The sequence below is a fragment of the Nocardia sp. NBC_00511 genome (assembly GCF_045161165.1).
Taxonomy (GTDB): domain Bacteria; phylum Actinomycetota; class Actinomycetes; order Mycobacteriales; family Mycobacteriaceae; genus Nocardia.
In genome coordinates, this window is sequence record NZ_CP107849.1 from 3,979,544 (window position 1) to 4,000,806 (window position 21,263).

Consider the following 21,263-nt stretch of genomic DNA (forward strand, 5'->3'; position numbering starts at 1 on the left):
CACGCGAAACGCCCCCTCCGGACGGATCGCGGAGAGGGCGTTCGGGATTCGCGAGCGGGTCGCTAGTGCGCGGCCACGACCTCCGGATGCGGCGTGGCCACACCCTCCGAGATGGCCTCGGCGGTCGCCTTGCGGCTGGGCAGCAGCAGTGCGATGAACGCCCCGATCGCGACGATGACCGCACCGACCTTGATCGCCGGGATCAGCCCGTCGACATAGGCCTGCGAGCTCAGGTACGAACCGTGCGAGGCGAACACCGAGGCCAGCACCGCGACACCCATGGCGACGCCGACCTCACGAATCGTGCTGTTGGCGCCCGAGGCCATGCCCCGATCCCCCACCGACGCGCTGGCCATGATGGCGGTGGCGCTCGGCGCGAAGGTCAAGCCCATGCCGACACCGCCGAGCACGAACGGCAGCACGAAGGAACTGTAGGAGGCGTGCACGTCGGTGACGGTCGCCATCCAGAACAGCGCGGTGGCCAGCATCACCTGCCCGATGGTGATCAGGGTCCGCACCCCGACCCGGTCCACGATCAGACCCGCCAGCGGAGCCACCACCATCGGCGCCATGGTCCAGGGCATGGTGCGCACGCCCGAGGCCAGCGGCGAATAGCCCTGCACCACCTGGAAGTACTGCGCCAGCAAGAAGATCGAACCGAAGACGCCCAGGGAGAAGGTGAACGACACGACATTGATGACGTAGCCGCGATGAGCGAACAACCGCAGCGGCAGCATCGGTTCGGCGACCCGACGCTCCCACAGCACGAAGGCGATGAGCAGCGCCCCGCCGCCGACCAGGCCGGTCAGCACCCAGGTCGAGGTCCAGCCGTCACCGGCGCCGTGGATGACGCCCCACACCACGCCGAACACGCCGCCAGCCGACAACACCAGGCCCAGCAGATCGAGTTTCCTTGCGCCGCCGAAGGATTCGCCCAGCACCCGGGCGGCCAGCGGCACCGCGACGATGCCGACCGGCACATTGAGCCAGAAGATCCAGTGCCAGCTCAGGCCCTCGACGACCGCGCCGCCGACCACCGGGCCAAGCGCCACACCGAGACCGGTGATGCCGCCCCAGATGCCGATCGCGGCGCTGCGCATCTTCTCCGGCACGGCCTCCGAGAGCAGCGGTAGCGACAGCGGCATGACGGCCGCCGCCCCGAAGCCCTGGATGGCCCTGAACATGATGAGCATCCACGGTTCGGTGGCCAGCGCGCAGGCCGCCGACGCCACCGTGAACAGGGCGATACCGGCCAGGTAGAGCCGCTTGCGGCCGATCCGGTCGCCGACGGCGGACGCGGTGAGCAGCATCGACGCGAACGCCAGCGTGTAGGCGCTGACGAACCACTGCAGGTCGGAGAGGGACGCGTTCAGGTCGGTGCGGATGACCGGGAGCGCGTTGGTCACCACGAGGTTGTCGAGGGTGACCATGAAGGTCGGGATGCCGATGGCAACGAGGACGGCGGCGAGTGGGCGCTTGCGGGCCGCCGCAGCGACTCCGCCTGCCGCGGAAGAGGTTTCGAGTGTTTCAGTCATGTCCAATTCCTTGTTGTTATCGACTGATAACTAGAGAGTATGCATCGACTGATAACATGTCAATGGCGAACCGGAATCCCGACGACGAGGAGGATCGACAGCATGACCAGAACCCGCATGACCGCCGGGGAGCGCAGCGAGGAAGTACTCCTCGCGGCCATCTCCGCCTTCGCCGAATCCGGTTACGCCGCAACGAAAACCGATGAGATCGCGCGACGCGCGGGGGTCTCCCAGCCCTACGTGATCCGGCTGTTCGGCACCAAGCAGCAGCTGTTCCTGGCCGTACTCGAACGGGTCTGCGACCGCATCGAGGGGCTGTTCCGCAGCGCCGCCGAACAGGCCGCACCCGATGCCACACCGGTCGAACGGCTCGAGGCGATGGGTCTTCGCTTCGTGGACTTCCTACTCGAACGCGATCTGCCGCGGGTGTTCCTGCAAGGCATCGCGGCCGCGGCAGATCCGGAGATCGGCGACTGCATCCGGGAGCGCTTCGGCAGCATCTACTACCTCATCCGGGAACTGACCGGAGCCTCGATCGACGAAGCGCGCGGCTTCATGGCCAAGGGCATGCTGCTCACCAACATGACCGCGATGCTGCTGACCGGACCCGACGCGGTGCCGACGCCGTGGGCGCAGGAGCTGCTCTCGGATCTGAGCGAGGCGTACGTGAGCATGGAGCACGACGCCGCCGCGACGCCCACGAAATCTCGCGCGTAGTCCGGCCACCGGGCCCGGAATCCGTTTGGGCTCAGCCGAACCCGGATCAGTTCCCGGGCACGGGAATCACCTCTCGGGCAGAGCGGTCAGCGCAGCACCGGGACTTCCGGGTCCGGCTCGGCGTCGGCCTCGATGATGTCCTCGGTCGGTTCCGGCAGTCGCCGCGCCAGCACCTCGCCGCGGAAGAACGGCGGCATGGTGCGGGCCAGGGTCAGGTAGATCGGAATGCCCAGCAGCAGTGTGCCGACGCCGAGGACGAAGATCGCGCCGAACCACGAGGTGACCGCCGTCCAGCCGGCCGCGAACAGCAGGGCCAGGCCGCCGAGCGTCGGCAGCACGCCCTTCATAACCAGAGCCCTTGGGCTGGAAGCGAATTCGTGGCGATACAGCCAGGCGCAGCTGAGTCCGGTGAGCCCGTAGTAGACGCCGATCGAGATGCCGATGGCCGTCACCGCCTCGGCGATCAGGCGACCACCCGACGCGAAGTTCAGGCCCACGTAGAGCACCACGGACACGCCGCCGAACACGATGGTCGAGAACACCGGGGTGCGGTAGCGCGGGTCGATGGTGCCGAACGCCTTCGGCAGCGCGTGGTGCAGCGCCATCGAATACGTGGTGCGCGCGGTCGGCAGGATCGTGGTCTGAGTGGAAGCCGCCGCCGAGGTCAGCACCATCAGGAACAGCAGGTGCACCAGGATGGTCCCGAACCAGCTGTCGCCGAACACCGCCGCGCCGAGTGCGCCAAGGACGTCGTCGACATGGTCGGGGTTGGCCAGGCCCAGCCCGTCCTTACCGGTACCCGCGAAGGCTTGTGCGGCAACGGTAACCAGCAGGTAGAGGGCGACCAGCGTGATGGTCGAGAGCACCGCCGAGCGTCCCGGCGTACGTCGCGGATCCACGGTCTCCTGATTCACCGAGACCGCGGAATCCCAGCCCCAGTAGATGAAGACCATCAGCAGCAGCGCGGTCACGAAGTCCGAGAACGATCCGATCGCGAACGGGTTGAACCACGACAGTTCTGGGAGGTGTGAACCTTCGGGCCCGTGCCCGAGCATGACCCGGCCCAGCGCGATCACCGAGAACACCACCAGCATGCCGAATTCCACTGCCAGCAGCGCCGACTGAACCCGCGCCGAGACGTCGATCCCGAATACCGCGACCGCGGTCATCACCACGAGATAGACAATCCCCAGCAACAGCACCCACATGCTGGTGGCGTTCGACCCGATCCCGTGCGCCCCGAACAGATGGAAGGTGTACTGCGAGCTGATCTGCGCCAGGCTCGCCATCACCAGCAGATCCGAGACGACGATCGCCCACCCGGCCATCCACCCGGTGAACGGTCCGAACGCGCGCGTCGCCCACACGAACGTGGTGCCCGGATCCGGTTCCACCGCATTGAGATCCCGGTATCCGATGGCCACCAGCAGCATCGGCACGAAGGCCAGCAGGACGATGATCGGCGACTGCATGCCGACCGCCACCGCAACCAATCCGAGGGTCGCGGTAATGCTGTAGGCCGGCCCCGCCGACGCCACCCCGATCACCACACTGGAAACCAGGGACAGGGCACCGGACCGCAGAGTGCTGGGCGATGTCACGCGCAACAGAATACGGGCAAATACCCAGCACATCGAATCCTGTCGACCCCACCCGCACCGTCACGGCGGGCGGGGTGACACGGATCATCGCGGGTGCTGGACTCGCGAACTCGCGTAGAGGCAAATAGCCGCTGCCGCAGCCAGATTCAGGCTTTCCGCGCGCCCGTGGATGGGGATGCGGATGCGATGCGTGGCACGCGCGGCGATGGCGCGGTCCAGGCCGTGCGCCTCGTTGCCGAAGAGCCAGGCGACCGGGCCGCCGAGGATCTCGTCGGCGTCGTCGAGGTCGACCTCGCCCTTGGCGGTGGTGGCCAGGATGGCGATACCCGCCGACTCCAGGGCGTCGAGGGTGGCGTCGATGTCACGCGAGCGGGCCACCGGAACGTGGAAAAGGCTTCCGGCGCAGGCGCGTACGCATTTGCCATTGTGCGGGTCGACCGAATCACCGGCCAGCACAACGCCGTCCGCGCCGACCGCGTCGGCCACCCGGATCAGGGTGCCCGCATTGCCGGGATCGGCGATCTCGACCGGCACCGCGAGCATGCGCGGGCCACCGGCGAGGATGTCGGTCAGCGGCACGTCGACCTGTTTGCACACGGCGACCAGGCCGGGCGGAGTCACGGTCTCTCCCAGCATCTCCGCGGCGCGATCGCTCACCAGCGTGGTGCGCACACCCCGTGCGGCGGCACCGGCCACCAGCATGGTCTCGCGTTCAGCGGCCTTGGAGGAGAAGAACAATTCCTCGACCCGGTCGGTATCCAGTGCGGATTCCACCGAATTCGCGCCCTCGGCCAGGAACAGCCCGGACTTGCGGCGCATCGGGCCGCGATGCAGCTTGACAGCCGAAACGACCCGCGGGTTGCGCTCGGAGAGTGCTTCCACGGGTCGTTCCGAATGATGTTGTGTCGTCACGCAGGCCGAATCAGGCGGCGGGAGCGTTGACGTCGGCCGGCAGCGCGGCCTTCGCGGCGGCGACCAGGGCGGCGAACGCCTCGGCGTCGGACACGGCCAGCTCGGCGAGGATCTTGCGGTCCACCTCGATGCCGGCGGCCTTGAGGCCCTGCATGAAGCGGTTGTAGGTCATGTCGTTCAGACGCGCGCCGGCGTTGATACGAGTGATCCACAGCTTGCGGAAGTCACCCTTGCGCGCCCGGCGGTCCCGGTAGGCGTAGGTGAGCGAGTGCAGCTGCTGTTCCTTGGCCTTGCGGTACAGCCGCGAGCGCTGGCCGCGGTAGCCCTTGGAGGCCTCGAGAACGGAACGGCGCTTCTTCTGAGCGTTGACAGCCCTTTTGACGCGTGCCACTTGTCAGTCCTTGATCGATTGGGGGGCGCTGCGAGCGCCCGGAGTTGGTCGGGTTGCGTTCCGCGGACGGATCGCGTGTGCCGCTACAGGCTCTTAGAGGCCGAGCAGCTTCTTGACGCGAGAGACGTCCGCCTTGGCGACGACCTCCACGCCGTCCAGACGACGAGTCCGGGTGCTCGGCTTGTGCTCGAGCAGGTGGCGGCGGTTGGCCTGCTGACGCAGCAGCTTGCCCGAGCCGGACACCTTGAATCGCTTCGAGGCACCGCTGTGCTTCTTCATCTTCGGCATGGATTCCTCAATCTGTCTCGTCCCGGAGGCAGGGGTGTCCCAGCCTCCGGTGCTTGTCGTTATTACTGCTGCGGGGCGGCTGCCACCGAAGCTTCGACGACCGGCGCTTCGGCCGGAGCCGCCGCAACCTCGGTAGCCGGTGCTTCAGCCGGAGCCGCGGGCGCAGGCGCGCTGCTGCGCTGCGGTGTCGAGCTCGCGTCGTTCTGCGCCTTCACCCGCGTCTTCGCACCCTTGTGGGGAGCGAGGACCATGGTCATGTTTCGGCCGTCCTGCTTGGCCGATGTTTCGACGAAACCGAGATCGGCGACGTCGGCGGCCAATCGCTGCAAGAGCCGGTAACCGAGTTCCGGACGCGACTGCTCGCGACCGCGGAACATGATGGTGACCTTGACCTTCGACCCGGCTTCCAGGAAGCGCATGACGTGGCCACGCTTGGTGGCGTAGTCGTGGTCGTCGATCTTCGGTCGGAGCTTCTGCTCCTTGATCACGGTCTGGACCTGGTTCTTCCGGGACTCACGCGCCTTCTGCGCGGTCTCGTACTTGAACTTGCCGTAGTCCATGATCTTGCACACCGGCGGACGAGCGTCCGGCGCGACCTCGACGAGATCGAGGTCTGCTTCCTGAGCGACGCGTAGTGCATCTTCAACACGCACGATCCCAACCTGCTCGCCGCCCGGTCCGATGAGGCGAACCTCGGGAACGCGGATGCGATCGTTGATGCGGGTCTCAGTGCTGATGGGGCCTCCTAGGTCAAGCGGTTCGTCAACGACCGCAAGCAATAACTGCAACCCCAATTTCAACACGAAAGCCCTGCGTTGGTATTTCACCAACACAGGGCCCGAGTCGACCGATCGACGACGCAAACAACTCGCATCGCATCTCGAGCAGGGCGAACCCGCACGAGAACCCCACCAAGTAAATGATGGGCGACCGGACCGTCGAACCTGACATCGCTGCCGGTAGACGGTGGGAGTCGGGCTCCACTTGATGCCCCGAGTCGGTTGCAGGAACCAGTCCGGGACGGTCGTCGCGGAAGAGTCTAACACTCATAGCCGTGAGCTCCGAATCGCCCGCCCCCGCCACCAGCGGCAACCCGCCCGATGCCATGCTCTTCCCCATGAGCGAGGCAACCTTGAACGACGACTCGGCCCTCATCGAAGGCGAGGTCGTCCGCGAACTGGCCGACATCCCCGCCGTCGAGGTGATCAGCCGCGCCGCCGTCATGCTGATGAGCTCGGCCGCCGAGAAGCTCGGCCTCGGCGAACCCGATCCTGCCACCAGCCCCCACCTCGACCTCGACGAGGCCCGCCGCGTCATCACCGCCCTCGCCGGCCTCGTCACCGCCTCCCTCGAATACCTCGGCCCCCACGCCGGCCCCATCCGCGACGGCCTCCAGTCTTTGCAGCGCGCCTTCCGCGAAGCCTCCTCCCACCCCGACGCCCCCGGCGCCGGCCCCGGCGAGAAGTACACCGGCCCGGTCTACTGACCCGCCCACCACCACAGCACCCGAGGCCCCGTACCGAATCCGGCACGGGGCCTTCGCATTCGGCGGCGATCGAACAGCGCGACCTGCGGCCAAGCGTGACGCCGACCGATGCCCTCGACGCGATCGCGGGGTAGTACGGAGGCGGGCTGCTCGGGCTCGATTGCGGCTGTGCCGCAGCGGTTGTGGGGTGGGTGGGCGAAAACGGGGAATGTGTCGGTGGGGCGTGTCATTCTCTGGGGATGGCACGGATACTGCTGGCTCCGGGATTCTGGTTGGGCGCTTGGGCTTGGGATGAGGTGGCCGAGGAGCTGCGGGGGCGGGGGGATGAGGTTTTGGCGTTGACGTTGCCTGGGCTGGATGCGGGGGATCCGGATCGGTTGGGGGCCACGTTGGAGACGCAGGCCGAGGGGATTGTGGCGGCGGCTCGGGCGGGGGCCGTGCTGGTGGCGCATTCGGGGGCGGGGGCGGCGGCCTATTTGGCGACTGATCTTGCGCCGGAGAGCTTTTCGCGGGTGATCTACGCGGACAGTGCGCCACTGCCGGACGGCTTGGTGTTGATTCCGGGGTTGGGGGACGTGGCAGAGTTTCCGCTGCCGGAGACCTGGGAAGAGGTGGAGGCGAGCGGGAACAGTCTGGCGGGGTTGGACGCGGCGATGCTGGATCGGTTCCGGGCACGGGCGGTATCGGTGCCCGTCGGGGTGGCGGGTGGCGCGTTGAAACTCAGTGATTCGCCTGCGCGGCTGGGGATTCCGACCACCGTCATCTGCACCAGTTACCCCTCGGAGCTGGTGCGGCAGTTGCGGGACGCCGGGGAGCAGCCGATCTTCCGGGAACTACGGAATATCGACGCCGAGTACCTGGACCTACCCACGGGACACTGGCCGATGTGGTCGAAGCCGGTCGAGCTCGCGGAGTTGATCCACGAGATCGCCAACCGGTAGGCCGACACGCGGCGAAACACCCGACTCGGCGCGTGGCGAAACGCTGGCGACCTTCGACGACGCGGCGGGCTGCCGGGCGGCGAAACATCGAACGCGTGGCGACCGGTTGGCAAATATCCAGCGACGGAACAGTAACCGGCGCAGCGAGCACTCGAATTGCCGTGTTCTCATCGAAAGCGTTAACGAATCGGGTCGAACTGGCAATTTCTGGTTTGCAGGGTAATCGCCTGTGTGACGGGATGATCGAAATTCTTGGCGGCACCGACGCGGTGCTGGTTGGATGCCGCAGTATCGACCGTTCCACACGGACTCGGACGATGTACTGCATACTACGACGGGCAGTCGAGGGGCTGCCCGCATCACGAGATCGAAGGACCTTCGGGGGTTGTATATGAATAGCTCGAAAACCCAGGGACACAGCGCCACTGGACGTCGCATGCGCCGTGGCGTCCTGCCGCTGATGGTCGCGGCCACCGCCGCTGCCGCTCTGGTCACCGGTTGCTCCTCGTCCAGCTCGGACAGCAGCGCCACCACCTCGGCCGCGGCCCCGCCGGCGCAGCTGCCGGACGGCGCCCAGCTGATCCAGGAGTCGTCCAAGACCACGCAGACGCTGCAGTCGGTGCACCTGGTGCTCGACGTGCAGAACCTTCCGACCCTCTCGGTACAGAGTGTGAAGGCCGACGTCACCAACCAGCCGCAGGGCAGCGGTCAGGCCATCGGGGAGGCGAAGGTCCGGACCAAGCCCGACGCGGATTTCACCGACACCAAGTTCCTGGTCGTCGACAAGACGCTGTACGCCGGTGACGGCACCAAGTACGCGCCGGTCGGTCCGGCCGAGAAGATCTACGACCCGGGCGTCGTGCTGGACAAGGACAAGGGCCTCGCCAATGTCATTGCCCAGGTGAAGGATGCGAAGGCCATCTCGCGCGAGAAGATCGACGGCGTCGACACCGTGAAGGTGACCGGCACCATCGACTCCTCCGTCGTCGACCCGGTCGTGCCGCAGATCGGCAAGGACGGCGGCACCTTCCCGATCACGTTGTGGATCAAGGACGTTGCCCCGCCGGCCGCCGGCGCGAGCGCGCTGCCGTCCACCGCGGCCTCGCCCGGCACCGGCCCGAATCTGGTGCGCGCCGTGGTCACAAAGGACCCCGGCAGCTTCACCGTTACCCTGTCCGATTGGGCCAAGCCGGTCCACGTGACCAAGCCCGGCGGCTAGGAACGCGCCGCTCTCCCATGTGAGTTCGGAGCCGGTTCGGGGAAAACGCAACGGCGGCAACGACTGTCGTCGTACACCCCCGGGCCGGCTTTCGCGTCCCGAAACCAACCAGTCTGCAGACCGCGGCGCCGACCAGCCTGATGGTCTTCGGCCGCAGCCGAACTCTGCCCGGACACGGTTAGTCCGCAGCAACCCATCTATTTGGTTTAAGAGATTGTTCAGTGAAATACAAGGCGCGACAATGACGATTTGGTGTGAAAGCTCAAACGTCGTGTCAGTGTGTGGAGGGATGAAATGACGATCGAGCGCCCGGAAGCCGAAACCATCGAGCGCCCGGAAGCCGAGACCACAGCCGAAACCCAAGAGGAGTTTCGCAGGCCTCCGCTCGACGGCCCGCCCCCGCCTTCGAACGTGTGGGTGTACAACGGCAAAGCCTACGACCTCAGCGACTGGATTTCCAAGCATCCGGGCGGCGAGTTCTTCATCGGACGTACCAAAAATCGAGACATCACCTCGATCATCGGTTCGTACCACAAGAATCCGGAGGCCATCGGCCGGATCCTGAAGAAGTACTCGCTGGATCGCGATGCCATCCCGGAAGACATCCACCCCAAAGCCAACGCCCCCGCGTTCCTGTTCAACGAGGGCTTCGACAGCTGGCGGGACACCCCGAAGTTCAGCTTCGACAACAAGGAAGACCTGCTGCACAAGGTGAAGGCCCGGCTCAAGGAGCCGGAGCTGGCCGCGCGCATCCGCCGCATGGACACCTACTTCAACATCGTGGTCGCCACCCTGGCGGTGCTGTACTTCGCGGTGCAGGGGCTGCGGTTGTTCGAGCGCAGCTGGATGCCGTTGCCGGTCTTCGTGATCGCCATGGTGCTACTACGCAGCTCGCTGGCCGGGTTCGGGCACTACGCGATCCATCGGGCCCAGAAGGGCATGAACAAGATCTACACGAACGCCTTCGACTTCAATTACGTCGCACTGGCTTTCGTGACCGCGGACGGCCACGCCCTGCTGCACCACCCGCACACCCAGAGTGAAGTCGACATCAAGAAGAACGTCTTCACCATGATGATGCGCATCCCCCGGCTCTACCGGATTCCGGTGCACACCATGCACAAGTTCGGGCACGCCGTCACCGGCATGCTGATGCGCCTGCTGGATGTCTGCCGCCTCACCCGCAAGGTGGGTATCAAGGACATGTACGGCACCTGGGGTGGGGCGCTGCCGCACTTCATTGGCTCCTTCGGCGTGCGGTTCCTGCTGATCGGCGAGTTGATCGTCTTCACCGTGATGGGCGACTTCTGGGCCTGGGCACTGCAATTCGTGATCTCGATGTGGATCAGCACCTTCCTGGTGGTGGCCAGCCACGACTTCGAGGTGGAAACCGAAGAGCTGGAACACAACTCGGAAGACTGGGCGGTGGATCAGATCCAGCAGGCCTACGACCTCAAGGTGGTCGGCAACCGCTACGTCGACTGCTTCCTGTCCGCGGGGCTCAGCTCGCACCGCGTGCACCACGTATTGCCTTACCAGCGCAGTGGTTTCGCGAACATCGCGACCGAGGACGTGCTGCGTGAGGAGTCGGCCGCCTTCGGGGTGGAATGGCTGCCGGCCAAGAGCTTCTTCACCGATCGCTTCCCGAAGCAGATCAAAACCTACATCCTCGCGCCGTCCGACGACGCGGTGGAGAACAAGTGGGGCTTCTTCAAGGAGCACTTTTCACCCACTGCACTGAAGACCTGCGTCGTCTACACGGTTCAGGGCTTCACCGGAATCGGAACGGTCTGAACCGATTCCACCCGATCCGCGGCGCGCCCGACATGCGCCGTCCGCGTCGCGGATCGTTCTATCGAAACGAGGGGAGAATTTCGTGTCTATCACTATGGATGAGGGGTCCGCTATGCCCACGGCAGCCGCGACCCGGTTCGCGGGGGGCGAGCCCGAATACGCGTTCTCGACGCGTCCACTACCGCCCACCCCGCCGGCCACGGTCGGCGTGATCGAGAGCATCGCCACCGGCGCTCCGGCCCAGATCTTCGATCAGGCCGATGCCGCCGCTCAGGTCGCGGAGCTCTTCGAAGATCCTACCCAGCGCGCGCGGATTCCGCGTGTCTATCAGAAGACGAAGATCACCACCCGCCACCTGGCGGTCAACCCGGTGGATCCCGAATTCCTTTCCTACAGCAAGGAACCCGGCACCATCCGGGCCCGGATGAACCTCTTCTACCAGCACGCGGTGCCGCTGGCGGTGGATGTCGCCGGACGCGCCATCGAGGGCATGGAGGATCCGGCCAATGACATCGGCATGCTGGTCTTCGCGACCAGCACCGGTTTCATCGCACCGGGTGTGGATGTGGCCGTGGTCAAGCAGCTCGGCCTGTCCCCCACCGTGAATCGCCTGATGGTGAACTTCATGGGGTGCGCGGCCGCGATGAACTCGATCCGGGCCGCGGTGGATTACGTTCGGGCGCACCCGGACAAGAAGGCGCTGGTCATCTGCATCGAACTGAGCTCGGTGAACGCCGTTTTCGACGACAATATCAATGACGTCATCATCCACAGCCTCTTCGGCGACGGCTGCGGCGCGGTTGTCATCGGGGCCAGCCAGCCGCAGCAGGAGCTCGCGCCCGGCAAGGTGGTCATCCGTGACAGCTTCAGCTACCTGTTCGACGGCGCCGAGGACGGAATCGTCTTGGGCGTCAACGACAATGGCATCACCTGCGAGCTGTCGGAGCACCTGCCGCATTACATTCTGCGCGGGGTCGATCCGGTGGTGACCGGGGTGCTGGCGCGGCACGGCATGAGCAAGAGCGATATCGATCTGTGGGCGATCCACCCGGGCGGTCCGAAGATCATCGAGGAGTCCGTGAAGTCGCTCGGCCTCGGCTCGGACGCACCGTCCATCAGCTGGGACGTGCTCGCCGAGTACGGCAACATGCTCAGCGTCTCACTGATTTTCGTGCTCCAGCAGATGGTGGCGCAGGCGGCGACGAAGCCGATCTCGACGGGCGTGGCGTTCTCGTTCGCGCCGGGCGTCACGCTCGAAGGCGTCCTTTTCGACATCATCCGCCCCTGATCCGGGCGACCGTCCCTTCCAGTAAGGCTCAGCAGTCATGCAACTCGTCAGATTCCTCATCTCCATCTCGTGGATGCGGATCGCGGGCGTCATCGCCTCCGGTCTCGTCTGCGGTGCGGCCAATACCTACCTGGTGACATTGATTCGGGGAGTAGTTTCACCGGGTCCGCACCCCGACGTCACCGTGCAGGCCTTCGTCCTGACCGCCCTGATCATCCTGATCAGCGGCGTGATCTCGCAGGTGCTGCTGATCCGGCTTGCTCAGGAAGCCATCTACCGTTTGCGGGCCGACCTGAGCTCCCGCATCGTGTCCGCGCCGCTCGAGCATCTCGAGCGGCTCGGGCAGCACCGCCTGATCGCGACACTGACCGAGGATGTCCGGTCGCTGTCGCAGGCGGTGACCGCCATCCCGAGCATCTGCATCGATCTCGCCACCATCGTCGGCTGCTTCATCTACCTGGCCATCGTGTCCGGGTGGATCTTCGCCACCACGGTCGCCGGGACACTGCTCGGAATCGCCTGTGTCGAAACGGTTCTCAAGCGGGTTCGCACCCTGTACCGGGATGCCCGCGAGAACGAGGACGGACTGATCCGGTCGTTCCAGGAGGTGTCGCTGGGCATCAAGGAGCTCAAGCTGCACCGCGGACGCCGCCGCGACTTCATGGACCGCCACCTGCTCGGATCCGCCGAGAAGCTGCGCGTGCAGAACGTCGACGCCGGATCCAAGTTCTCCTACGCCCAGGGCTTCGGCCAGCTGCTGCAGCTGGGCACGATGGCGCTGATCCTGTTCGGACTCGCGCGCGCCCTGGACCTGCCGCCGAACGTCATGTTCGGGTACGTCCTGGTCACCACCTTCCTCTCGATGCCCATGCAGAACTTCATGAATCGCATTCCGGACCTGCTGCGCGGCGACGTCGCGCTGGCCAAGATCCGGTCGCTGAACCTGTCCATCCAGACCGCGCACGACGAATCACTACTGCCCTACACCGATCGAGCGGTGCCCGAACAGGCCCGGCTGGAGCTGCACGACGTCAGCTACAGCTACCTGATGGAGCCGCCGCCCGCGTTTCCGCCCGCCGGTCCGCCGCCGGGAACGGGAGGGCATCCGGGCGGGGGTGCGCGGCCGCACCCGGCGGGTGCGGGTGCCCGCCCGGATGCTCCCGGTGCCGCCGTCGGTGGCCGTCCCGGACCGCATCCGGGTGGACCGGGTGGACCGCGACCGAGTGGTCCGCCGCCGGGACGCGGGGGTGGCGGTAGCTCCTCCCGCCCGGATGTCAACGGGCACAGGTTCATCGAGCACGGCGGGCACCAGAGCCGTCCGATGCCGGTCGGCGCGCCGGTCGCCCCGCCGCAGGGCGACGGCACCGGCTTCCACCTCGGACCGCTGGATCTGACCTTCGAGCCCGGCCGCATCACATTCATCGTGGGCGGCAACGGCAGCGGCAAATCCACCCTCGCCAAGCTGATCACGGGCCTGTATGTCGCGCAGGGCGGCCATCTCTCGCTCAACGGCGAGGCGATCGGCCACGACAATATCGAGTGGTTCCGGCAGAACTCGTCGGCGGTCTTCACCGACTTCCACCTGTTCGAGGACTACCTCGGCTTCGAACCCGGCATCGACGACGAGGTGCGAAAGTACCTGAAGGAACTGCAGATCGACCACAAGGTCACCGTGGAGAACGGCCGACTGTCGACGGTGCAGCTGTCGCAGGGCCAGCGCAAGCGCCTCGCGCTGCTCACCGCGCTGCTCGAGGACCGGCCGATCTACATGTTCGACGAGTGGGCCGCCGACCAGGAACCCAAGTTCCGCGACGTGTTCTACAAGGAGATCCTGGTCGGGCTCAAGGAGCGCGGCAAGACCGTCATCGTCATCACCCACGACGACCGCTACTTCGACTGCGCCGACCAGATCGTCAAACTCGACTTCGGCCGCATCGCCGAGGTCAAGGAGCTGACCGCGAAGGCCGCCGGGGAGTAGCCGAAACCGCAACTGCGGGAACGACTCCGCGATCTGATCCGTATTCGCCGGGCGCATCTCGCGCCCGGCGAATCGGCGTCGTCACCCGCCGACCGCGGTGCGCCGAGCGCTTCGACAACCCATCTCTCGCCCGCTAGCGTGCGAGAGGTGCAGGACTTTTCGAAGGCCGTTCCAGATCGCGACCGGGCCGCCGCGCTCGGATCATCTTCCGCAGACGTCGATCTCGTCACGGCACCGACGTCATGAGCTCCGGGGCACTGCGATTCGACGACGCGACCTCGGCTCGGGTCGAATCCACCTATCTGACACCGGATGTCGTCGAGCAGCGACAGACCATCCGGAAGTTTCTCGCGCTCAGCGCGGGCGAGGTCGTGCTCGATGTGGGCTCCGGTCCGGGATTCCTGGTCGCCGAAATGGCCGAGGCAGTAGGCCCGGCCGGCGCGGTGCACGGTCTCGAACCCAGCGCCGCCATGCGGACGCTCGCCGGCTGGCGCGTACTGTCGCCCGATTCCGCTGCGGTGCATTTCATTCCGGGTGACGCCACCGACCTACCGTTCGCGGACAATACCTTCGACGTCGTGACCGCGACCCAGACCTACGAGTACGTCGAGGATGTCGTCACCGCGCTCGCCGAGGCCCATCGAGTGTTGCGCCCGGGCGGTCGACTCCTGGTCCTGGACACCGATTGGGATTCGGTCGTCTGGCATTCGAGCGACCGCGACCGCATGCGCCGGGTGCTGCGCGCCTGGGACGGCCACCTGAGCGACCCTCACCTACCTCGACGACTCGCGCCCCTCTTGCACGACACCGGTTTCGTGGTCACCGATCGTCGCGTGGTTCCGCTCTTGAACTACGGCGACAACCGCGACACCTACAGTGCGGGGCTGATCGAATTCGTGAGCGATTTCGTGCGCGGGCAACTGCCCGACGTCGAGATCGACGCCTGGCGAGCGGACCTGCTCGCCATGGGAACGGACTACTCCTTCAGCTTGAACCGCTACCTGTTCTCAGCAGTCAAACCGGGGTAGTCGGCGGAGTCGACCGTCATGCTCGGTCCGAACGCGTCTAGGGCATCTGACCGATAGTGCGGGACCCGGCGGGCAACATAGCTTGGAGGATGCCGAAACCGATCGCAGAGAAGGACTTCAGATGAAAAAGCTTCTTGTTGTTGCCGCTGTGACCGCGGGACTCGTGGTTCCGATGACGTCGGCTGCGGCGGAATCCGTTGCGGGACCGGGTGTTGCGACATCGGTCACGAGGCCGGTGGCGTCCTCGTCGGAGGATGTGTTCTGTGCTGTGATCAGGTTTCTGAAGGGTGGCTGGGCGGGGCGGCCCGCCGATTGCTCGTTCTGACGAATCACGCGGGCAGAGAACCGAAACGGCGACCCATCGCAAGCATGTGCGGTGGGTCGCCGTTTGTCGGTGATCAGCGCACGGCGGCTGCCTTGCGGCGGGCGGCGGCCTGGGCTGATTCACCTGGAGACCTCGCACGTCTCGCAGTCGTCAGCAAGCACGCTGTGCAGGGCGTGGAGTGCACTGGCTCCGCCGTCCCGGTCGTCCAGGAGACTTCTCGTCACTCAGTGGTGACCCAGACGATCTCATCAACGATGCCGTTTTCGAGCAGATAGCGGTCCATGTCGAGATCGACGATCGTCCCCGGATCGTTCACATCCACCCGATACTCACGGGCCTGCACCCGACCGTTGTCGAGCATGCGGACATTGGAAAATCGGCGGACCCCGAAAGGAGTCTCGAACTGGCCGTACATCGTCCACCCGGTCTCTGCGGTTTCGCCTCTCATCTGGGCTGAGCCCAGCTCGAACAGGCGTTGCCGCTCCCCGGGATCGAGTTGTGAGAACGGATCTACCTCGTCCACGAGTTGCCCTCCACTCAAATGCCGCGAGCCCTACGTATTCCCGAAACCTCCTGCACCGCAGACGCTACCGGCCCCCTCTGACAACTCAGCCCGATCCGTTGGTACAGCGGCCTTGGCCACTGTGGCGTTGGGTTCCGAGCCGTGCCCACGGAGGTGAGTCGGTGATCCAACCACCGGCAGGAAGATCCACCTCGACTTCGTGCAGTTGAGGGCGTCGCCGTGGGGTAGCAAGACTTCGCCAGGTCGGCCAGTCCGCGGGATCATTGAAGGTGTCGGGGAGTGCAGACCGTTGGAGGGTGGTGGCCGCGGCACCGGCGTATCGACCGGTGGGGCGATAACGCGCCGCTATCCGGCGACCGATGGTTCAAGACAACCGACGAAAGGGTTTCCGATGTCTATCACCGCACGTCTTGCCGGAATCGCGGTCGTGGCCGGCCTGTGCGCCCTGGCCGGCGTCACCGTGGGGTCTGGCGCAGCCGGCGCCTATTCGCTGGGCGCCCCCTGCTACGGCTACCAGATCGGCATGCAGTCCACTGACGACGGGACCGGCGATTCGATCATCTGCGACTCCGACTACACCTGGGAGGAGTACGTCGGCCAGGTCCCCCACCACGACTGGGCCGACAACCAGACCGACTGGGCGCAACAGCATGGTCAGCGCTGAGTCACCACCCGCGGCGTATCACCGGCCACATCGACGCTTCTGCCCTCAGGTCAGGTGGTCCCGCGATAGTAGATCTCCTCGCCCTCCGACAGCCAGGAAATCAGTTGCCTGCGAACGTCTTCGGCGTCGGCAGGATGCGCGTCTTCTACATCGACGTCGTAAATGTTCACAGCGACTGCGGCATCTGGTGCGACAGCAGCGACACTAAGCTCCCGCGCCTCGCGAAAGTACTCCCCCGACTTAGCCTGGTCCGGAATTCGGTTGGGGCTCAGCCGTTTCTGTAGTCCCGGTGCTGCGGTGTGGCCGGTCTCGTCGGCGCGATATGCGGCAAGAGCGATCGACTGAGACCCTCTTGACCCGTTTCACGTTGTGGGCGGCCAAAAATATGGTGTCGGTTCCACGTAGTTGGGCGGAGCGGGGGTAGCTCGTCGATGTCGTGAACGATCGTGCGGCGGGCCACCTACCATCGCTGAATGAGCTGGTTTCACACGTGGTGGCGTGACGAGGTGGCCGACGGGTATAAAGGCCCGCTCATGCTCAGCTTCGTGGCTTTTGTCGTCACGTTTATCGCCGTGCGCACCATTACTCGCATGATCCGTGCAGGTAAAGGGCCGTTCGGCAATGTCAGCAGCGGCGGTGTGCATCTGCACCATTCGACACCCGGGCTGCTGATCCTGATCGCGGGCGCGTTCGTCGGGATCGGTTCACCGCCACTGTCAGCCTGGACCTACGTCGCCGGGGTCGCGGTCGGGTTGGGTGCCGCGCTGGTGCTCGACGAATTCGCGATGATCTTCCGATTGCAGGATGTCTACTGGTCGCAGGAGGGGCAGCTGTCGGTCAACATCGTGACGTTGTCTGCCGCGGTGATCGGATTGGGCGCCGTCGGCTTGTCTCCGACACGCATGGACCGGTTGTCCGCGGTGAGCATCGTCTGGCGCAGCGTCGCCGTCGGACTCTTGGTGCTGCATCTGGCATTCGTCGTTGTCACCGCGCTCAAGGGCAAGTATTCGACCGCGATCGTCGGGCTGTTCATCTCGCCGATTGCGTGGTTCGGCGCAGTCCGACTCGCCCGCCCCACGTCACCGTGGGTGCGCTGGTTCTACTCGGACAAACACATAGCCCGCGCCCAGCATCGCGCCGACACCTTCGATGAACGGTGGGATTCGGTTCGCTTCAAGTGGGACGACATCATCGCAGGCGCTCCCAGCACCCCGGACCCGCCCGAATCGAGTGCCCGCCAACGCAAGTAAGCGCAACGAATGTTCACGGAGTTCCGGCTAGGTGTCGAACTTCGTCCATTGTCCTTCGGAGATCACCGTAGGTGAGCAGTAGCTTCACGGGTGTCTCCCCTGGTTGATCCGGACGTTCGCCGGGTGCATGCGCCCCTCGGCGACCCACCGCGCATCGCGGTGGGTCGCCGTTTTCGTCGGGATCAGCGCAGGGCGGCTGCCTTGCGGCGGGCGGCGGCGGCCTTCTTGGCGGCTGCTGCCTGGTCGGGGGTCTTCGGGGCGACCGTTTTCTTGGCGGTTGCCTTCTTGGCCGCGGCCTTCTTGGCGACCTTGGGTTCCGCGAGGGCGATGGGTGAGTCGGCGAGGACGTCCTTGAGGAATTGGCCGGTGTAGCTGTCGGTTACGGCCGCGATGTCTTCCGGGGTGCCCTCGGCGATCACCATGCCACCGCCTGAGCCGCCTTCGGGGCCCATGTCGATGACCCAGTCGGAGGTCTTGATGACATCCAGGTTGTGCTCGATGACGATGACCGAGTTGCCCTTGTCGACCAGGCCGTTGATCACCTTCAGCAATTTGCGGATGTCCTCGAAATGCAGGCCGGTGGTGGGCTCGTCGAGGATGTAGATGGTGCGGCCGGTGGAACGCTTCTGGAGTTCGGCGGCCAGCTTGACGCGCTGCGCCTCACCGCCCGACAGGGTCGGGGCGGACTGGCCGAGGCGGACGTAGCCGAGGCCGACCTCCACCAGGGTCTTGAGGTAGCGGTGGATCGAGGTGACCGGTTCGAAGAACTCGGCGGCCTCCTCGATCGGCATATCGAGCACCTCGGCGATGGTCTTGCCCTTGTAGTGCACCTCGAGGGTTTCGCGGTTGTAGCGCGCACCGTGGCACACCTCGCACGGGACGTAGACGTCCGGCAGGAAGTTCATCTCGATCTTCAAAGTGCCGTCGCCGGAACAGGCTTCGCAGCGACCGCCCTTCACGTTGAACGAGAAGCGGCCCGGCTGATAGCCGCGCACCTTCGCCTCGGTGGTGGACGCGAACAGGGTGCGAATCTTGTCGAACACGCCGGTGTAGGTGGCCGGGTTCGAGCGCGGGGTGCGGCCGATCGGCGACTGATCGACCTGGACCAGCTTGTCCAGATGATCGAGACCGTTCACGCGGGTATGACGGCCCGGCACCTGACGCGCGCCATTCAACTTGTTCTGCAACACCGTTGCCAGAATGTCGTTGACCAGCGTCGACTTACCGGAACCCGAGACGCCGGTGATCGCGGTCAGCACGCCCAGCGGGAAATTCACCTCGATATCGCGCAGGTTGTGCTCGATCGCGCCGACCACGGTGAGCTGCTTCTTCTTGTCGATCGGCCGCCGCACCAGCGGCACCTCGATGCGCTCACGACCGGAAAGGTATGCGCCCGTGAGCGATTCCTTGTCCTTGAGCAGCCCCTCGTAGGGACCCGAGTACACCACCCGGCCACCGTGCTCACCGGCCAGCGGGCCGATATCGACCACCCAATCCGAAGCGTGAATGGTGTCCTCGTCGTGCTCGACCACGATCAGCGTATTGCCGAGACTCTTGAGCCGCGTGAGGGTTTCGATGAGACGGCGATTGTCGCGCTGATGCAGGCCGATGGACGGCTCGTCCAGCACGTACAGCACGCCGACCAGGCCCGACCCGATCTGGGTGGCCAGCCGGATGCGCTGCGCCTCACCACCGGAGAGCGTGGCCGCCGCGCGTGAGAGCGACAGATACTGCAAGCCGACGTCGAGCAGGAAGCCCAGCCGCGCCGAGATCTCCTTGATCACCTGCGCCGCGATCGCGGCCTGCCGCTCGTCGAGGGTCAGGGTGTTGAGGAACGTGGCCGCGTCACCGATGGACAGATCCGCCAGGTCCGCAATCGATTTGCGCTCCGCGCCCGCCGACAGCGTGACCGCCAGGATCTCCGGGCGCAGCCGGGCGCCGTTGCAGACCGGGCACGGGATGTCGCGCATGTACCCGTCGTAGTGTTCCTTCATCGACTCGGACTCGGTGGCGTCCATGCGGCGCTGCAGGAACGGCATCACGCCCTCGAAATCGGCGTAGTACGAACGCTTGCGGCCGTAGCGGTTGGTGTAGGAGACGTGCACCTGCTCGGAACTGCCCTCCAACACCGCCTTCCGTGCCTTCAACGGCAGCTGCGCCCACGGCGTGTCCATGGAGAAACCGATGGCCTCGGCCAGACCCGACAGCAGCCGGGTGAAGTATTCGGCGGTCTGCCCGCGCGACCACGGGGCGATCGCGCCGTCGTTGAGGCTCAGATCCGAGTCCGGCACAACCAGATCCGGGTCCACCTCCTTACGGATGCCGAGACCCGTGCAATCCGGGCAGGCGCCGTAGGGCGAGTTGAACGAGAACGAGCGCGGCTCGAGATCCTCGATATCGAGGGGATGCCCGTTCGGGCAGGCCAGGCGCTCGGAGAAGCGGCGCTCGCGGTCGTGCGCGTGCTCGTCGCGGTCCACGAAGTCCAGCACCACGATGCCGTCGGCCAGCCGCAGCGCCGTCTCGATCGAATCCGTCAGGCGCTGTTTGGAACTCGGCTTCACGGTGAGACGGTCGACGACCACCTCGACGTCGTGCTTCTCCTGCTTCTTGAGCTTGGGCGGGTCGGTCAGCGGATGCACCACGCCGTCTACCCGCACACGGGAATAGCCCTGCGAGTGCAGCGACTCGAACAGGTCCACGAACTCGCCCTTGCGAGTACGCACCACCGGCGCGAGCACCTGGAACTTGGTGCCCTCGTCCATCGCCAGCACCTGATCGACGATCTGCTGCGGGGACTGCTTGGCGATCAGCTCACCGCAGACCGGGCAGTGCGGGGTGCCCGCGCGCGCGAACAGCAGACGCAGATAGTCGTACACCTCGGTGATGGTGCCGACCGTGGACCGCGGATTGCGGTTGGTCGACTTCTGGTCGATGGACACCGCCGGGGACAGACCCTCGATGAAGTCCACATCCGGTTTGTCCATCTGCCCGAGGAACTGCCGCGCGTACGCGGACAGCGATTCCACGTACCGCCGCTGACCCTCAGCGAAAATAGTGTCGAAGGCGAGCGAAGACTTCCCGGACCCGGACAGACCCGTGAAAACGATGAGGCTGTCGCGAGGTAGGTCGAGATCGACCCCTTTGAGGTTGTGCTCCCGCGCTCCGCGCACCGTCAGGCGATCTGACACAAGCCGTCCTTCCAAACGTTTCGGCATCCAGAGTTACCCCCGACGCCATGCTAAGCGCGACCACCGACAAGTTTTGTCACGCTCAGGGAAACGCTGGTCACACCAGTTATTCGGAAGACCGGCGGGTCGGGAACG

Annotated in this window: 18 protein-coding genes; 10 read left to right on the forward strand and 8 right to left on the reverse strand. The window is 65.6% G+C overall.

Annotation, left to right across the window (positions count from 1 at the left end; all coding sequences use genetic code 11):
- Positions 1-62: 62 nt before the first annotated feature.
- A complete protein-coding gene (locus tag OG300_RS18750; protein ID WP_405497687.1) occupies positions 63-1,535 on the reverse strand; it encodes an MFS transporter in 1,473 nt (490 codons plus the stop codon).
- A gap of 102 nt (positions 1,536-1,637) precedes the next feature.
- On the opposite strand from OG300_RS18750, the gene OG300_RS18755 reads away from it, so the two are divergent.
- The gene (locus tag OG300_RS18755) at positions 1,638-2,252 is read left to right on the forward strand and encodes a TetR/AcrR family transcriptional regulator (protein ID WP_405497689.1); all 615 of its coding nucleotides are present in this window, start codon (positions 1,638-1,640) and stop codon (positions 2,250-2,252) included.
- Positions 2,253-2,338: 86 nt separating this feature from the next.
- On the opposite strand, the gene OG300_RS18760 is transcribed toward OG300_RS18755, so the two are convergent.
- The 5 genes from OG300_RS18760 to infC all read right to left on the reverse strand — a co-directional run bounded on the left by OG300_RS18760 (position 2,339) and on the right by infC (position 6,232).
- Positions 2,339-3,853 carry an APC family permease gene (locus OG300_RS18760; protein WP_405497691.1) on the reverse strand — a complete coding sequence of 505 codons (1,515 nt, stop codon included), beginning with the start codon at positions 3,851-3,853 and terminating at the stop codon, positions 2,339-2,341.
- A gap of 84 nt (positions 3,854-3,937) precedes the next feature.
- A complete protein-coding gene (locus tag OG300_RS18765; RefSeq protein WP_405497693.1) occupies positions 3,938-4,735 on the reverse strand; it encodes a TrmH family RNA methyltransferase in 798 nt (265 codons plus the stop codon).
- Between the two features lie 40 nt (positions 4,736-4,775).
- Complete coding sequence (gene rplT, locus OG300_RS18770) at positions 4,776-5,156, reverse strand: 50S ribosomal protein L20 (RefSeq protein WP_405497695.1); 381 nt, start codon at positions 5,154-5,156, stop codon at positions 4,776-4,778.
- 93 nt (positions 5,157-5,249) lie between these two features.
- Positions 5,250-5,444, reverse strand: a complete 195-nt coding sequence (gene rpmI / locus OG300_RS18775; protein WP_405497697.1) for a 50S ribosomal protein L35 — start codon at positions 5,442-5,444, stop codon at positions 5,250-5,252.
- 62 nt (positions 5,445-5,506) lie between these two features.
- The gene (infC, locus tag OG300_RS18780) at positions 5,507-6,232 is read right to left on the reverse strand and encodes a translation initiation factor IF-3 (RefSeq protein ID WP_405498589.1); all 726 of its coding nucleotides are present in this window, start codon (positions 6,230-6,232) and stop codon (positions 5,507-5,509) included.
- A gap of 329 nt (positions 6,233-6,561) precedes the next feature.
- Here infC and OG300_RS18785 point away from each other — a divergent pair, with 329 nt between their 5' ends.
- The 7 genes from OG300_RS18785 to OG300_RS18815 all read left to right on the forward strand — a co-directional run bounded on the left by OG300_RS18785 (position 6,562) and on the right by OG300_RS18815 (position 15,178).
- On the forward strand, positions 6,562-6,930 hold the full coding sequence (locus OG300_RS18785; RefSeq protein ID WP_405498590.1) for a DUF1844 domain-containing protein: 369 nt from the start codon (positions 6,562-6,564) through the stop codon (positions 6,928-6,930).
- Between the two features lie 239 nt (positions 6,931-7,169).
- A complete protein-coding gene (locus tag OG300_RS18790) occupies positions 7,170-7,871 on the forward strand; it encodes an alpha/beta fold hydrolase (protein ID WP_405497699.1) in 702 nt (233 codons plus the stop codon).
- 436 nt (positions 7,872-8,307) lie between these two features.
- Entirely contained in the window at positions 8,308-9,090 is a 783-nt protein-coding gene (locus tag OG300_RS18795; RefSeq protein ID WP_405497701.1) for an LppX_LprAFG lipoprotein, read from the forward strand.
- A gap of 294 nt (positions 9,091-9,384) precedes the next feature.
- Positions 9,385-10,884: a fatty acid desaturase gene (locus tag OG300_RS18800; RefSeq protein WP_405497703.1), complete on the forward strand. Its 1,500-nt coding sequence runs from the start codon at positions 9,385-9,387 to the stop codon at positions 10,882-10,884.
- A 112-nt stretch (positions 10,885-10,996) separates the two neighbouring features.
- Entirely contained in the window at positions 10,997-12,172 is a 1,176-nt protein-coding gene (locus OG300_RS18805) for a type III polyketide synthase (RefSeq protein ID WP_405497705.1), read from the forward strand.
- A gap of 37 nt (positions 12,173-12,209) precedes the next feature.
- The gene (locus tag OG300_RS18810; protein WP_405497707.1) at positions 12,210-14,150 is read left to right on the forward strand and encodes an ATP-binding cassette domain-containing protein; all 1,941 of its coding nucleotides are present in this window, start codon (positions 12,210-12,212) and stop codon (positions 14,148-14,150) included.
- 242 nt (positions 14,151-14,392) lie between these two features.
- Positions 14,393-15,178: a methyltransferase domain-containing protein gene (locus tag OG300_RS18815; RefSeq protein WP_405497709.1), complete on the forward strand. Its 786-nt coding sequence runs from the start codon at positions 14,393-14,395 to the stop codon at positions 15,176-15,178.
- 545 nt (positions 15,179-15,723) lie between these two features.
- Here OG300_RS18815 and OG300_RS18820 read toward each other — a convergent pair.
- Positions 15,724-16,026: a hypothetical protein gene (locus OG300_RS18820; protein WP_405497711.1), complete on the reverse strand. Its 303-nt coding sequence runs from the start codon at positions 16,024-16,026 to the stop codon at positions 15,724-15,726.
- A gap of 391 nt (positions 16,027-16,417) precedes the next feature.
- On the opposite strand from OG300_RS18820, the gene OG300_RS18825 reads away from it, so the two are divergent.
- Together OG300_RS18825 and OG300_RS18830 are read left to right on the forward strand one after the other, a co-directional pair.
- On the forward strand, positions 16,418-16,690 hold the full coding sequence (locus OG300_RS18825; protein WP_405497713.1) for a hypothetical protein: 273 nt from the start codon (positions 16,418-16,420) through the stop codon (positions 16,688-16,690).
- A 473-nt stretch (positions 16,691-17,163) separates the two neighbouring features.
- Positions 17,164-17,940 carry a hypothetical protein gene (locus tag OG300_RS18830; protein ID WP_405497715.1) on the forward strand — a complete coding sequence of 259 codons (777 nt, stop codon included), beginning with the start codon at positions 17,164-17,166 and terminating at the stop codon, positions 17,938-17,940.
- A gap of 182 nt (positions 17,941-18,122) precedes the next feature.
- On the opposite strand, the gene uvrA is transcribed toward OG300_RS18830, so the two are convergent.
- Positions 18,123-21,128, reverse strand: a complete 3,006-nt coding sequence (gene uvrA / locus OG300_RS18835) for an excinuclease ABC subunit UvrA (protein WP_405497717.1) — start codon at positions 21,126-21,128, stop codon at positions 18,123-18,125.
- Between the last annotated feature and the right edge of the window lie 135 nt (positions 21,129-21,263).

What these genes read in the sequence shown, in the direction of transcription:
- OG300_RS18800 (WP_405497703.1), top strand. Translation starts at nt 9,385, where the DNA reads ATGACGATCGAGCGCCCGGAAGCCGAAACCATCGAGCGCCCGGAAGCC.
- OG300_RS18810 (WP_405497707.1), top strand. Translation starts at nt 12,210, where the DNA reads ATGCAACTCGTCAGATTCCTCATCTCCATCTCGTGGATGCGGATCGCG.
- OG300_RS18795 (WP_405497701.1), top strand. Translation starts at nt 8,308, where the DNA reads ATGCGCCGTGGCGTCCTGCCGCTGATGGTCGCGGCCACCGCCGCTGCC.
- OG300_RS18815 (WP_405497709.1), top strand. Translation starts at nt 14,393, where the DNA reads ATGAGCTCCGGGGCACTGCGATTCGACGACGCGACCTCGGCTCGGGTC.
- OG300_RS18790 (WP_405497699.1), top strand. Translation starts at nt 7,170, where the DNA reads ATGGCACGGATACTGCTGGCTCCGGGATTCTGGTTGGGCGCTTGGGCT.
- OG300_RS18785 (WP_405498590.1), top strand. Translation starts at nt 6,562, where the DNA reads ATGAGCGAGGCAACCTTGAACGACGACTCGGCCCTCATCGAAGGCGAG.
- OG300_RS18830 (WP_405497715.1), top strand. Translation starts at nt 17,164, where the DNA reads ATGAGCTGGTTTCACACGTGGTGGCGTGACGAGGTGGCCGACGGGTAT.
- OG300_RS18805 (WP_405497705.1), top strand. Translation starts at nt 10,997, where the DNA reads ATGCCCACGGCAGCCGCGACCCGGTTCGCGGGGGGCGAGCCCGAATAC.
- OG300_RS18825 (WP_405497713.1), top strand. Translation starts at nt 16,418, where the DNA reads ATGTCTATCACCGCACGTCTTGCCGGAATCGCGGTCGTGGCCGGCCTG.
- rpmI (WP_405497697.1), bottom strand. Translation starts at nt 5,444, where the DNA reads ATGCCGAAGATGAAGAAGCACAGCGGTGCCTCGAAGCGATTCAAGGTG.
- OG300_RS18750 (WP_405497687.1), bottom strand. Translation starts at nt 1,535, where the DNA reads ATGACTGAAACACTCGAAACCTCTTCCGCGGCAGGCGGAGTCGCTGCG.
- OG300_RS18755 (WP_405497689.1), top strand. Translation starts at nt 1,638, where the DNA reads ATGACCAGAACCCGCATGACCGCCGGGGAGCGCAGCGAGGAAGTACTC.